The sequence below is a fragment of the Lentzea sp. NPDC004782 genome, from assembly GCF_040609115.1.
Taxonomy (GTDB): Bacteria; Actinomycetota; Actinomycetes; order Mycobacteriales; family Pseudonocardiaceae; genus Lentzea.
This window is the reverse complement of record NZ_JBEXJN010000121.1, coordinates 1-11,641: the sequence shown is the minus strand read 5'-3', so window position 1 is coordinate 11,641 and position 11,641 is coordinate 1. Positions and strand designations below refer to the sequence as shown.

Genomic DNA, 11,641 nt, shown 5'->3' with positions numbered 1-11,641 from the left:
ATCTGGATCTTGCGCTCCTCCGGCGGCGCGGCGATCGGCACGCGGACCTCGAGGATGCCCTTCCGGTACTCGGCGGCGATCTTCGTGGTGTCCGCGCCCGAGGGCAGCGACACGGTCCGGGAGAACGAGCCGTAGCGGAACTCGGAACGGTGCTGGTCCTTCTTCGTCTCCTCCCGCTGGGCGGTGATGGTGAGGGTGCCGTCCGTCGCGCTGACGTCGATGTCCTTCGCGGCGTCCAGGCCGGGCAGCTCCGCGCGGACGACGTAGGCGCCCTCCTCGACGAAGTCCTCGATGTGCATCGGGTGCCGGGTGCCGAACGGCCACGTGGCGTCGAACATCTCCCACAGGTCGGGCAGCAGCGAGCTTGCCTGACGGCGAGCCAGCGAGGTCATGTCGTCTCCTCCTTTCCTCTTGCCCTGCAGCAACTCCAGCTCACCACTGGGGCGGCCCGCAGGACAGGGACCGAAGCGCACGACCGGAGGGCCCTTGGTCACTGGGAGCGAACCGGCCCTGACGTGACGATGAAAGGCGACTCAGGAGGAGGTGGCGGACATGGAGCTCGTGCTGGACCTCGACGGTCTCGACGCACTCATCCACGTGCTGCGCGACGACGGCCGCGTGGTCGTCGGCCCGGTGCTGCGGGACGCCGCGATCACGCTGGCCGAGCTGGGCTCCGCCGCCGACCTGCCGAGCGGGTGGGGTGTCGAGACCGGTCCCGGCCACTACCGGGTGCGTGAACGGGCGGACACCGCGGTCTTCGGCCATTCGGCCGGTCCGCAGTCGTGGAAGCGCTTCCTGCACCCACCGCGCCGCACGCTGATCTCCAGCGACGGCACCGGGTTCCAGCCCGTCGAGGACACCGCGCCGGACTACGCGTTCCTCGGCGTGCGGCCCTGCGACCTCGCCGCCATCACCAAACTCCGCCAGATCGTCGGCGGCAGAACGCCTTTCGTGGTCGCGGCCCAGTGCACCGAGCCCGGCGAGGTGTGCTTCTGCGCCTCGATGGGCTGCGGGCCCGCCGCGGGCCCCGGTTACGACATCGCGCTGACGGAACGGATCGACGCGGCCGGGCACCGGTTCCTCGCCACTTCCGGCTCCGACGAAGGTGCCGCGGCCCTCGCCCGCGTTCCCGCCCGCGCAGCATCGCCGGACGACATCGCGCTCGCCGTCGGGGACGTCGAGGCGGCGGCGCGCAGCATGGGCCGGGCGATGCCCGAGCTGGACCTGCGCGACCTTCTCGCGGCGAACCGCGACTCCGCGCACTGGGAGGCCGTGGCCGAACGGTGCCTCACCTGCGGCAACTGCACGATGGTCTGCCCCACCTGCTTCTGCGTCTCCGTCGAGGACACCACGGACCTCGAGGGGAACGCGGAACGCGGGCAGCGCTGGGCGTCGTGCTTCGAGATCGACTTCTCCTACCTCCACGGCGGCGCGGTGCGCACCTCGGGTGCCGCGCGCTACCGCCAGTGGATGACGCACAAGCTCGGCACGTGGCACGACCAGTTCGGCACGTCCGGGTGTGTCGGTTGTGGACGGTGCATCGCCTGGTGCCCGGCCGGGATCGACATCACCGAGGAAGCAGCCGCTCTTGCGGGAGGTGAGCAACCATGACCACACCCATGACCGGCCTCGACACACTCCCCCTGCTGACGAACCTGTCGCACACGCAGCGCGCGGCAGTGGCGGGGGTCAGCCGGATCGAGACCTACGAGCCGGGCACCCGGCTGTTCGAGGAGGGCGGGCTCGCGGACCAGTGCTGGGTGGTCCTCAGCGGGTGCGTCATGATCGACACGGTGGTGCCCCCGCGCGGCCGGATCGTGCTGCAGAGCATCGGTCCTGGTGAGCTCGTCGGCTGGTCGTGGCTGGTGCCGCCGTACCGGTGGCACTTCGGTGCGACGATCGTGTCCCCCACGCGGGCGGCGGTCGTGGACACCGCGGCGTTGCGCACGCTCGCCGACGAGGACCCGGCGCTGGGCTACCAGCTGTCGCTGATCCTGATCGACGCGCTGCTCAGCCGCCTGCAGGCCACCAGGATGCGGCTGCTCGACCTCTACCGGAACCCCTCATGACGACGTGGGTGCCGACGCCCTACCAGGTGGTGACGCGCACGGTCGAGACCCACGACTCGGTGACCCTGGCACTGCGGCCGGTCGCCGAGTCGTTGCCCAGGTTCCGTCCCGGCCAGTTCGCCATGCTCTACGCGCACGGCGTCGGCGAGGTGCCGATCTCGGTCAGCGGTGTGCCGGACGACGGGACGCTCGTCCACACCGTGCGCGCGGTCGGCGCGGTGAGCCGCGCGTTGCACGGTGCCTTGCCCGGCACGGTGATCGGCGTGCGCGGCCCGTTCGGCACCACGTGGCGGCTCGACGGCGTCGAGGACCTGCTCGTGGTCGCGGGCGGCATCGGGCTCGCCCCGCTGCGGCCGGTGCTCGACCACCCGTGCAGGCGCACCGTGCTCATCGCGGGCGCCCGCACGCCGCAGGACCTGCTGTACGCGGACGAGCTCGCGAAACTGTCCGATGTGGACGTCGTGCTGACCGTCGACCGCGGCGACCACGACTGGCACGGCCGCGTCGGCTTCGTCACCGAACCACTCGCGTCGATCCCGCTCGACCCGGACCGCACCACCGCGCTGCTGTGCGGCCCCGAACCCATGATGCGGTTCTGCGCCAGGACGTTGCTCGGCCGCGGCGTGCCGGCTGCACGGATCCAGGTGTCGCTGGAACGCAACATGCAGTGCGGCATCGGACTGTGCGGGCACTGCCAGCTGGGGCCGTTGCTGCTGTGCCGCGACGGTGCGGTCACCGACTACCCGACGGCCGAACCGCTGCTGCTGGCGAAGGAGCTGTGATGCCGACCATCGCGGTGTGGAAGTTCACCTCGTGCGACGGCTGTCAGCTGACGTTGCTGGACTGCGAGGACGAGCTGCTGCCGTTGACCGAACGCGTGCACATAGCGCACTTCCTCGAAGTCACCGGCGTGAGCGAGCCCGGCCCGTACGACATCTCGATCGTCGAGGGATCGGTCAGCACGCCCGAGGAGGCCGAGCGGATCCGCTGGATCAGGGAGCAGTCGGCGGTGCTGGTGGTCGTCGGCGCGTGCGCGACCTCGGGCGGCATCCAGGCGTTGCGGAACTTCGCCGACGTCGACGAGTTCCGTTCGATCGTCTACGCCCGTCCCGAGCACATCGCGGCCCTGGGGACCTCGACACCCATCTCCGCGCACGTCACCGTTGACCACGAACTGCGCGGCTGCCCGATCGACAAGGGGCAGCTGCTCGAAGTGCTCACCGCGCTGCTGGCCGGTCGAGCGCCCGATCTGCCCGACACCAGCGTGTGCACCGACTGCAAGCGCCGCGGCCTCACCTGCGTGCTGGTCGCGCGCGGCACGCCGTGCCTCGGTCCGGTGACCCACGCCGGTTGCGGCGCGCTGTGCCCCGCGGTCGACCGCGGTTGCTACGGCTGCTTCGGCCCGATGAACAAGCCCAACGTGCCCGCGCTCGTGCCGTTGCTGCGGCGCAGCGGCATGGGCGACGACGAGCTGCACCTGGTGTTCCGCACCTTCAACGCCAACGCGGAGTGGTCATGACCCATCGCGCCAATCGCACGCTGCAGGTGGCCGGGCTCGCCCGTGTCGAAGGCGAGGGCGCGCTGCACGTGCGCACCGTCGACGGCGAGGTGGACCGCGTCGAGCTGAACATCTACGAACCGCCCCGGTTCTTCGAGGCGTTCCTGCGCGGCCGGGACTTCCGCGAACCCCCGGACATCACCGCGCGCATCTGCGGCATCTGCCCGGTGGCGTACCAGATGAGCGCGTGCCTGGCCCTGGAGGACGCGTGCGGCGTGCAGGTCGACGGTCAGCTGCGGGCGTTGCGCCGCCTGCTCTACTGCGGCGAGTGGATCTCCAGCCACACCTTGCACATCTGCCTGCTGCACGCACCTGACTTCCTCGGCTTCCCGGACGGCATCGCCATGGCGGGCGCGCACCGGGCGCTGGTCGAGCGCGGGCTGGCGTTGAAGAAGGCCGGCAACCAGATCATGGACACGATCGGCGGGCGCGCGATCCACCCGGTCAACGTCCGCGTCGGCGGCTTCTACCGCGTGCCCGCACCGGAGGAGCTGCGGCCGCTCGCCAGGACGTTGCGGCAGGCGCTGTACGACGCGCTGGGCACCGTCGAGTGGGTGGCCGGGTTCGACTTCCCCGACCTCGACGTGCCGCACGACCTGATGGCGTTGCGCGACACCGACGGCTACCCGATCGACGGCGGCACCCCGCACGTCAGCACCGGCCTCACGTTCCCCGTCGCCGCGTTCGGCGACCACGTGGTGGAGCACCAGGTCCCGCACTCCACGGCGTTGCACGCGCGGCTGGACGACCGGGTGTTCCTGGTCGGCCCGCTGGCCCGCTACAGCCTCAACTCCGACCGCCTCTCCCCCGTCGCCCGCGAGGCCGCCACGGCGGCCGGGCTCGGCGCGGTGTGCCGCAACCCGTTCCGCAGCATCGTGGTGCGGGCCGTCGAGGTCGTGTACGCGATCGAGGAGGCGTTGCGGATCATCTCGTCCTACGAGCGTCCGGACAGGCCGTTCGTCGAGGTGCGCCCCCAGGCCGGGGTCGGGCACGGCGTCACGGAGGCGCCGCGGGGCCTGCTGTACCACCGCTACGAGCTCGGCGCGGACGGGCGGATCCTCAGCGCCGACATCGTGCCGCCCACGTCGCAGAACCAGTCGGCGATCGAGGCGGACGTGACGCGGGTGGTCCGGTCGCACCAGCACCTCGACGACCACGCGCTGCAGTCGTTGTGCGAGCAGACGATCCGCAACTACGACCCGTGCATCTCGTGCTCGGCGCATTTCCTCGACTTCACCAGGGACCACGCGTGAGCGCCGTGGTGATCGGGGTCGGCAACGAGTTCCGCCGCGACGACGGCGTCGGCCCGGCCGTGGCCCGCGCGCTCGCCGCCACCGGGATCCGCGCGGAGATCAGCGACGGAGACCCCGTGCGACTGATGGAGGCGTGGGACGGCGCCGAGATCGTCGTGATCGTCGACGCCGTCCGCTGCACGCCCTCGGTTCCCGGCAGATGGCACCGGACGACGTTGCCGCACACCGTTCCGGTCGCCAGCTCGCACGGCTTCGGGGTGCCGGAAGCCGTGGAACTGGCCGAGGCGCTCGACCGCCGTCCCGAGGAACTCGTGATCTACGCGGTCGAGGTGGCCGACGTCGGCTTCGGCACCGGGCTGAGCCCCGCCGTCGCCGCCGCCGTCGCCCCGCTGGTCGCCGCCGTGCGCGCCGAACTGATCAGTTGTGCAACTTGACCAAGCGGCCCTGCAGCTGGCCGTGCACCGCGTCCACGGCCTCCTCGAACGTCGGCGCCTCGGCCTTCGCGACCACGGCCGTGCCGTTGACGTCGAGGTTCGCGTGCACGGCGATCGTGCGCGGCCCGGTCCTGGTGAGCCGGACGTGAGCGAACTCCGTCGGTCGCGGCGCGTAGCGGGCCAGCGGGGCGATCTTGTCGTGCGCGTACCGCTTCGCGTCGGCCGCGATGCCGTCGCCGAGCTCGACCACGACGTTGCCGATCTCCGCCGCACCTGCGTGCTTCATCCAGACCTCCATCGGTGTGCTACCTGACTCGACCGTAGGCAGCTACCGGGCTGCCTCCGAGTGCCTTCGGACTCCACTCGCACCGGGACCTGAGGCCCTGTCGCGTGACGGGCCCGCTGCTCGACGCTGGCAGCACCCACACGACTCCCAGGAGCGCTGATGAAGGTCGACGAGCTGATCGCGAAGACGAAGGACTCCCTGGAGGCGAAGAAGGTCTACGCCGAGCCGTACGAGAAGGACGGGATCACCGTGATCGCCGCCGCCACCGTCTCCGGCGGGTCGGGAGGCGGCACGGGACGCGACGACAAGGGCCAGGAGGGCGAGGGCGGCGGCTTCGGCCTGACCGCGAAGCCCACCGGGGCGTTCGTCATCATCGACGGCAAGGTGCGCTGGGAGCCGGCGATCGACGTGAACCGCCTGATCGCCACCAGCGGTGCGGTCGCCATCGCCGCCCTGTTCGTCGCTTTGCGCATCGTGAAGGCGAAGATGCGGTGACCCCGCTCGTGGGCGCGCGCCGATCACGACCCCGGTGACAGGTCTCCGGCGTCCACCGCCGTTCCCGGCTCGTCGCCGCCCGCGTCGAACCGGAACGGCGGGTAGGTGTCCGTCATCAGCGCGGCGTAGGCGGCCACGCGCAACGCCCAGCGGTCCATGCCGAGCACGAAGTCGAACAGTCCCGCCGGGTACCGGCCGGTGAACAGCAACGCCACCCCCGCGAAGAACGCCGTCAGGCCGACCAGGCCACCGCCGGAGTGGTAGATGGTCTGCCCGGTCTGGTACGCGACGTAGCTGCTGCTGCCGACGAAGAACCCCACGACTACGTAGTGCGGGATCGCGAGCAGCCACCACTTCACCAGCACCAGACCGCGGGACAGGTGTTCGGGGTAGGCGATGTCGAGCGTCGCCGGGTAGTCCGGCTCGGCGCCCAGGCTGAACGGCGGATAGCGGTCCGTCGCCAGCGCCCCGTAGGTGTAGTACGCGACCCGCCACGACCAGCGCAGCACGCCGGCATTGAAGTCGAACAACACCCGCGGATAGCGCCCGGTGAACAGGATCGCGAAGAACGCCACCACGCTGAACACCGCGAAACCCACCCACAGGAACACGAGCACCAAGTAGTGCGGAATCGCCAGGAACCACTTCACCAGCCACAACCACCGGCTCAGGCCGGAGTCGAGCCGCGCGTGCACGTGCACCGGGTAACCGGTCGCCGCCGTGGTCATCATGTCCCCCCTGTCGGGTGTCCCAGGATGCTCCGACGGTGGCCGGAGCATGTTGTGCACCAGCGTGTTGTCCACAGCCCTCAGCAGGCGACCCGCATGCCCCGCACGCCGGGCACCGTGCGCACGAGCGCCTCGACCACCCTGCGCTCCGCCACGTCGGCGAACTCACCGGCCACGATCACCTCGCCGTCCAGCACCGACACCGTCCACCGTGGACTGCCGCTGTACGCGCGCAGCGCGGTGTCCACCCGCGCCGCCAGCACGGCGTCGGCGGGGGTGAGCGTGCGGAGCAGGTCACTGCGGCTCACCACGCCGACGAGGACGTTCTCCTCCGCGACGATCGGCAGGCACCGCAACCGCTCCGACAGCATCGTCGAGGTCAGTTCCGCCGGGCTGGCGCTCATCGGAGCGCTGATCACCGAACGGCGCATCACCCGCGACACCGGGGCGTTGGAGGTCTCCGCGGACATGCCGGCCAGCAACAGGTCGGCGCCGGACACGATGCCGACCAGCCGGTAGTCGTCGTCCACGACCGGCAGGGCGGAGAACCCGCGGTCGCCGAGCATCGCGCTCGCCGCCCGAACCGTGGTGTCGGGGTGCACCGCGACCGCCGGGCTGGACATCACATCTGCTGCGTTCATACCGTCGAGCGTCTGCCTCACCTGAGCGCCGCGGCAGTGCGATAGGCCATGCCCGCGAAGTGACGTAGGTCCCTGCGCGCCACCTCATCACGCCATTGCGCCCGCGAGGATCAGGACCTTGGTCTCTGCTTGCGCCATTGCGGCCGTAGCACCGTTGGGACATGAGCACCAAGCTGACGACGAGCACCTGGACGACCTGGTTCACCCTGGTGACGGCCGGCGAGTTCGCCGGTTTCCTCGTGCCCGCCATCACCGGCGCGCTGACCTCGTCCGGCCCGCTGCTCGTGCTGGCCGGCGTCGCGGAGGGCACGGTGCTCGGCGCGGCGCAGTGGTTCGTGCTGCGCCGCCTGGTCCACCGGCTCAGGGCCCTCGACTGGATCGGCGTCACGGCACTGGCCGCGGGCTTCGCGTGGGCCGTCGCGATGCTCACCGTCCACTACAGCGAACCGCTCGGCACGCTGCCGCTCGCGGTGCTGCTCCCGCTGGCGGCGGTCGTCGGCGCGGGAGTCCTGCTGTCCATGGGCGTCGGGCAGTGGCTCGTGCTCCGCCACCACCTCGACGGCGCGTCCGCGTGGGTGTGGGCCAACGCGCTCGCCTGGTGCGGCGGCCTGGCCGTGTTCACCGTCTTCACGACGCCCCTGTGGCAGCCGGGCCAGCCGCCCGCGCTCATCGCCCTCATCGGCGCCGCCGGCGGTCTGCTGATGGCGGCCACGATGGCCGCGATCACCGGTGTCGCGCTCGTCCGCCTCCGGTACGGCCGCTGATCAGGCGGTCTGGCGCAACGCGGCCTCGATCGCCTCGGTGATCGCCGCGTCCTCCGGCTCGACCGTCGGCCGGAACCGCGCCAGCACCTGCCCGTCGCGCGACACCAGGAACTTCTCGAAGTTCCACTGCACGTCGCCCGCCGCACCCTCGGCGTCGGCGTGCCGCACCAGCTCCTGGTACACCGCGTGCCGCCTGGGACCGTTGACCTCCACCTTCTCGTAGAGGGGGAACGACACCCCGTAGGTCGTCGAGCAGAACGTGGCGATCTCCTCGGACGTGCCCGGCTCCTGGCCCGCGAACTGGTTGCACGGGAAGCCGACCACGGAGAAGCCCTCCGCCCCGTACTTGTCCTGCAGGCGCTCCAGACCCGCGTACTGAGGGGTGAGGCCGCAGCGCGAGGCCACGTTGACGATGAGGGACACCTTGCCCCGCAAGGCGCTCAGATCGCTCGGCTCGCCCGCGAGGGTGGCCACCGGGATGTCGTAGATCTCCATGCCGCCAACGTAGTGCGGTGTCCAGGTGACAGGGGGAGGCGGGGCATGGCCGGGGGTCGCTGTGGTCGTGATCCGGGGCGGGGAACGCACCTTGCCGCCGGGGTCTTCCGGTCGCCGGTTCCGGGACGTAGGTCCTGCCGCGGACGCGACGTTGCGATCTGCGATCACCCGCGGCTGATCGCGGAACCTGGAGCGGTTGACCACACCGTCCCACTCCCGAGGAGCCACCTGTGCTTTCCGCTGCTTCAGCTGCCGTTGTGCGCGCGACCCTGCCCGTCGTCCGCGACCACGCGACCGAGATCACCGCGGAGTTCTACCCGTCGATGTTCGCCGCGCACCCGGAGCTGCTGAACCTGTTCAACCAGGGCAACCAGGCGAGCGGGAAGCAGCAGGTCGCACTGGCCGCCGCGGTGGTCGCGTACGCGCAGCACCTGCTCGACGGGACGCCGTTCGGCCCGATCGCGGACCGCATCGCGCACAAGCACGTCTCGCTCGGGGTGCGGCCCGACCAGTACCCGATCGTCGGCAAGCACCTGATCGGCGCTGTCGCCACCGTGCTCGGTGATGCGGTGACACCCGAGGTCGCGGCCGCGTGGGACGAGGTCTACTGGCTGTTCGCGGTGTCGCTGATCGCCGCCGAGGCACGGCTGTTCCAGAGCGCGGGCGTCACCCCGGAGGCGTTGTGGCGTCCGTGGCGCGTGGCGAAGCGCGATGACGAGGCGGTCGACACGGTGTCGTTTACGCTGGTGCCGGACGACGGCGGGCCGGTGCCCGCGTTCGAGCCCGGGCAGTACGTGTCCGTGGCGGTCGACCTGCCGGACGGGCACCGGCAGCCGCGGCAGTACTCGTTGTCGCAGGCGCCGGGCCGCGGCGAACTGCGCATCACCGTGCGGCGGGTCGCGGGCGGTGCGGTGTCGAACTTCCTGCACGACCACGTGCACGCCGACGACACGTTGCTCGTCGGTCCGCCCGCCGGTGAGGTCACGCTGGAACACGGTGACCGGCCCGTGGTGCTGATCAGCGCGGGCATCGGCATCACGCCGATGCTGTCGATGCTGGACCACATCGCCGCCACGCAACCGGACCGCACGGTCGTCGCCGTGCACGCCGAGCACTCGTCCGACCGGCACGCGCACCGCGCCGAGTACGCCCGCTTCCAGCCGTTGACCTGGTACGACCGCGGTGACGAAGGAGGCCGCGTCGAGGTCGACCTGATTCCCCTGCCCGCCAACGCGATCGCCTACCTGTGCGGTCCGGTCGAGTTCATGCGCGACGTGCGCGCGGCACTGCTGCACCGCGGTGTGCCTGCCGACGACATCCGGTACGAGGTGTTCGGGCCCGGCATGCTCGAACGGTGAGCCGCGTGGTTCCCGCAGGGGGCGGGATGCGCCCGCCCCCTGCGGTTCTCAGGCCTGCTGGGCCGCGACGTCGACGATCCAGGTGACGCCGAACCGGTCGGTCAGCATCCCGAAGGCGGGTGCCCACTGCGCCGGGCCGAACGCCTCGATCACCGCGGCACCGTCGGCGAGCCCTGCCCAGATCGGCGTGACCTCGTCGACGCTCTCGCCGCGCACGGAAAGGAAGAACCGCTCGTCGGTGACGGTGGTGCCGTTCTCCCGCCGCGTGGTGGGCGCGTTCGCCGGGAGCGGCTCGTCGGCTCCCGGCACGTCGTAGGCCATGACGCGGAAGCCGTTGTCGGCGACGACCTCGCCGAACACCACGTTCTTCGCGCCCGGCACCTCGGCGGGCATCCCGAAGTCGCCGTACGTGACGACGTTGATCTGCCCGCCGAACACCGAGCGGTAGAACTCCAGCGCCTCCCTGGCCTGGCCGCGGAAGTTCAGGTGGGTAACTGCGTTGAGTGACATGAGAGGGACTTTGTCAGCGGTAGAGGACAGGGAACGTCCGCTACTCGTGCCAAGCTGAAAACATGCCGATCGCCGCCTCGACCGCCACCTCCGGCCGTCTGCTGTCGCTGCTGTCGTTGCTGCAGGTCCGCCGCGACTGGCCGGGCGTGCTGCTCGCCGAACGGCTGGGTGTCAGCGAACGCACCGTGCGCCGTGACGTCAACCGCCTGCGCGAGCTCGGCTACCTCGTCCACGCGGTCAAGGGCCCCGACGGCGGCTACCGGCTCGAAGCGGGCAGCCGGCTGCCGCCGCTGCTGTTCGACGAGGAGCAGGCGATCGCGCTCGCGGTGGCGTTGCGGATCGCCGTCGGCACCGGGGCGGGCATCGAGGAGGCCGCCGCCCGCGCGCTGACCACCGTGCGTCAGGTCATGCCGTCCCGGTTGCGGCAGCGCATCGACGCCCTGCAGGTCGAACCGGCGGGCCGCGGCACCCAGGTCGACCCCGAGCTCCTGCTTTCGTTGAGCAGCACCATTCGCTCGTGCGAGGAGCTCCGGTTCGACTACCGCTCTCCCGGCCGCCCGGACTCCCCGCAGCGCGTCCAGCCGCACCACCTCGTCGTCCGCGCCGGCCGCTGGTACCTCGTGGGCTGGCACCCGGACCGCGCGGACTGGCGGACGTACCGGGTCGACCGGATGACGCCCCGCGTGCCCACCGGACCGCGTTTCACCCCCCGCGAGGTGCCCGGCGGTGACGTCACGGCCTTCCTGTCGGCGCGGTTCAAGGGCTCCGGCAGCGCCGGCACCTGGCCCTGCCGCGGCGAGGTGGTCCTCGGCCTGCCGCTGGCCGACGTGGCCCCGTTCGCCGGCGACGGCACGGCCGAGGAGGCCGGTCCCGGCAGGACCCGCCTGCTGACCGGCTCGTGGTCGTGGGCCGCGCTCGCCGCGAGTCTGGCGCGCTTCGACACCGAGATCGAGGACTGGAACGCGGACGGCTCGGCGGGGCTCGGGTGCGACTGCGGTTCGGGGAGGCGAACAGCCACCACTCTCCGGCCAGCCCGCGGGCCTGGCGGTT

General features: G+C 71.3%; 15 protein-coding genes and 1 pseudogene. 10 read left to right on the top strand and 6 right to left on the bottom strand.

The features are described from left to right. On the bottom strand, positions 1–392 hold a 392-nt coding region (locus ABZV40_RS45455), incomplete at its 3' end, for an Hsp20/alpha crystallin family protein (RefSeq protein ID WP_355456338.1). A 160-nt stretch (positions 393–552) separates the two neighbouring features. Here ABZV40_RS45455 and ABZV40_RS45450 point away from each other — a divergent pair. From ABZV40_RS45450 to ABZV40_RS45425, 6 genes are read left to right on the top strand one after another with little or no spacing between them, the layout of a single operon-like run. Beyond that, positions 553–1,611: a 4Fe-4S dicluster domain-containing protein gene (locus ABZV40_RS45450; RefSeq protein WP_355456337.1), complete on the top strand. Its 1,059-nt coding sequence runs from the start codon at positions 553–555 to the stop codon at positions 1,609–1,611. After that, positions 1,608–2,069 carry a cyclic nucleotide-binding domain-containing protein gene (locus ABZV40_RS45445; protein ID WP_355456336.1) on the top strand — a complete coding sequence of 154 codons (462 nt, stop codon included), beginning with the start codon at positions 1,608–1,610 and terminating at the stop codon, positions 2,067–2,069. Before ABZV40_RS45450 ends, ABZV40_RS45445 begins: the two co-directional genes overlap by 4 nt. Next, positions 2,066–2,851 (top strand): FAD/NAD(P)-binding protein, encoded by a 786-nt coding sequence (locus ABZV40_RS45440; protein WP_355456335.1) that lies wholly within the window; start codon positions 2,066–2,068, stop codon positions 2,849–2,851. Before ABZV40_RS45445 ends, ABZV40_RS45440 begins: the two co-directional genes overlap by 4 nt. Then, a complete protein-coding gene (locus tag ABZV40_RS45435; protein WP_355456334.1) occupies positions 2,851–3,588 on the top strand; it encodes an oxidoreductase in 738 nt (245 codons plus the stop codon). The genes ABZV40_RS45440 and ABZV40_RS45435 overlap by 1 nt, the downstream gene beginning before the upstream one ends. Then, on the top strand, positions 3,585–4,880 hold the full coding sequence (locus tag ABZV40_RS45430) for a Ni/Fe hydrogenase subunit alpha (protein WP_355456333.1): 1,296 nt from the start codon (positions 3,585–3,587) through the stop codon (positions 4,878–4,880). The genes ABZV40_RS45435 and ABZV40_RS45430 overlap by 4 nt, the downstream gene beginning before the upstream one ends. After that, entirely contained in the window at positions 4,877–5,314 is a 438-nt protein-coding gene (locus tag ABZV40_RS45425; RefSeq protein WP_355456332.1) for a hydrogenase maturation protease, read from the top strand. Before ABZV40_RS45430 ends, ABZV40_RS45425 begins: the two co-directional genes overlap by 4 nt. Here the strand turns inward: ABZV40_RS45425 and ABZV40_RS45420 are convergent. Beyond that, positions 5,298–5,600, bottom strand: a complete 303-nt coding sequence (locus tag ABZV40_RS45420; protein ID WP_355456331.1) for an HPF/RaiA family ribosome-associated protein — start codon at positions 5,598–5,600, stop codon at positions 5,298–5,300. The genes ABZV40_RS45425 and ABZV40_RS45420 overlap by 17 nt on opposite strands. Before the next feature lie 159 nt (positions 5,601–5,759). Between ABZV40_RS45420 and ABZV40_RS45415 the strand changes: the two genes are divergently transcribed. Beyond that, positions 5,760–6,095: a spore germination protein GerW family protein gene (locus tag ABZV40_RS45415; RefSeq protein ID WP_355456330.1), complete on the top strand. Its 336-nt coding sequence runs from the start codon at positions 5,760–5,762 to the stop codon at positions 6,093–6,095. 62 nt (positions 6,096–6,157) lie between these two features. On the opposite strand, the pseudogene ABZV40_RS45410 reads toward ABZV40_RS45415, so the two are convergent. Together ABZV40_RS45410 and ABZV40_RS45405 are read right to left on the bottom strand one after the other, a co-directional pair. Further along, positions 6,158–6,823, bottom strand: a pseudogene (locus ABZV40_RS45410) (DUF4389 domain-containing protein); the annotation flags it as partial. 80 nt (positions 6,824–6,903) lie between these two features. Beyond that, on the bottom strand, positions 6,904–7,464 hold the full coding sequence (locus tag ABZV40_RS45405) for a CBS domain-containing protein (protein WP_355456329.1): 561 nt from the start codon (positions 7,462–7,464) through the stop codon (positions 6,904–6,906). Between the two features lie 161 nt (positions 7,465–7,625). Between ABZV40_RS45405 and ABZV40_RS45400 the strand changes: the two genes are divergently transcribed. Then, positions 7,626–8,228 (top strand): hypothetical protein, encoded by a 603-nt coding sequence (locus ABZV40_RS45400; protein WP_355456328.1) that lies wholly within the window; start codon positions 7,626–7,628, stop codon positions 8,226–8,228. Here the strand turns inward: ABZV40_RS45400 and ABZV40_RS45395 are convergent, their stop codons facing one another. After that, positions 8,229–8,723, bottom strand: coding sequence for a glutathione peroxidase (locus ABZV40_RS45395; protein WP_355456327.1), 495 nt, complete (start codon positions 8,721–8,723; stop codon positions 8,229–8,231). Between the two features lie 230 nt (positions 8,724–8,953). Here ABZV40_RS45395 and ABZV40_RS45390 point away from each other — a divergent pair, with 230 nt between their 5' ends. Then, positions 8,954–10,081 carry a globin domain-containing protein gene (locus ABZV40_RS45390; protein ID WP_355456326.1) on the top strand — a complete coding sequence of 376 codons (1,128 nt, stop codon included), beginning with the start codon at positions 8,954–8,956 and terminating at the stop codon, positions 10,079–10,081. Between the two features lie 48 nt (positions 10,082–10,129). On the opposite strand, the gene ABZV40_RS45385 is transcribed toward ABZV40_RS45390, so the two are convergent. Further along, positions 10,130–10,591, bottom strand: a complete 462-nt coding sequence (locus ABZV40_RS45385; protein WP_355456325.1) for a VOC family protein — start codon at positions 10,589–10,591, stop codon at positions 10,130–10,132. A gap of 62 nt (positions 10,592–10,653) precedes the next feature. Here ABZV40_RS45385 and ABZV40_RS45380 point away from each other — a divergent pair. Next, the coding region (locus tag ABZV40_RS45380) for a WYL domain-containing protein (RefSeq protein WP_355456324.1) at positions 10,654–11,641 on the top strand (988 nt) is incomplete at its 3' end.

What these genes read in the sequence shown, in the direction of transcription:
- ABZV40_RS45450 (WP_355456337.1), top strand. Translation starts at nt 553, where the DNA reads ATGGAGCTCGTGCTGGACCTCGACGGTCTCGACGCACTCATCCACGTG.
- ABZV40_RS45445 (WP_355456336.1), top strand. Translation starts at nt 1,608, where the DNA reads ATGACCACACCCATGACCGGCCTCGACACACTCCCCCTGCTGACGAAC.
- ABZV40_RS45440 (WP_355456335.1), top strand. Translation starts at nt 2,066, where the DNA reads ATGACGACGTGGGTGCCGACGCCCTACCAGGTGGTGACGCGCACGGTC.
- ABZV40_RS45435 (WP_355456334.1), top strand. Translation starts at nt 2,851, where the DNA reads ATGCCGACCATCGCGGTGTGGAAGTTCACCTCGTGCGACGGCTGTCAG.
- ABZV40_RS45430 (WP_355456333.1), top strand. Translation starts at nt 3,585, where the DNA reads ATGACCCATCGCGCCAATCGCACGCTGCAGGTGGCCGGGCTCGCCCGT.
- ABZV40_RS45420 (WP_355456331.1), bottom strand. Translation starts at nt 5,600, where the DNA reads ATGAAGCACGCAGGTGCGGCGGAGATCGGCAACGTCGTGGTCGAGCTC.
- ABZV40_RS45415 (WP_355456330.1), top strand. Translation starts at nt 5,760, where the DNA reads ATGAAGGTCGACGAGCTGATCGCGAAGACGAAGGACTCCCTGGAGGCG.
- ABZV40_RS45405 (WP_355456329.1), bottom strand. Translation starts at nt 7,464, where the DNA reads ATGAACGCAGCAGATGTGATGTCCAGCCCGGCGGTCGCGGTGCACCCC.
- ABZV40_RS45400 (WP_355456328.1), top strand. Translation starts at nt 7,626, where the DNA reads ATGAGCACCAAGCTGACGACGAGCACCTGGACGACCTGGTTCACCCTG.
- ABZV40_RS45395 (WP_355456327.1), bottom strand. Translation starts at nt 8,723, where the DNA reads ATGGAGATCTACGACATCCCGGTGGCCACCCTCGCGGGCGAGCCGAGC.
- ABZV40_RS45385 (WP_355456325.1), bottom strand. Translation starts at nt 10,591, where the DNA reads ATGTCACTCAACGCAGTTACCCACCTGAACTTCCGCGGCCAGGCCAGG.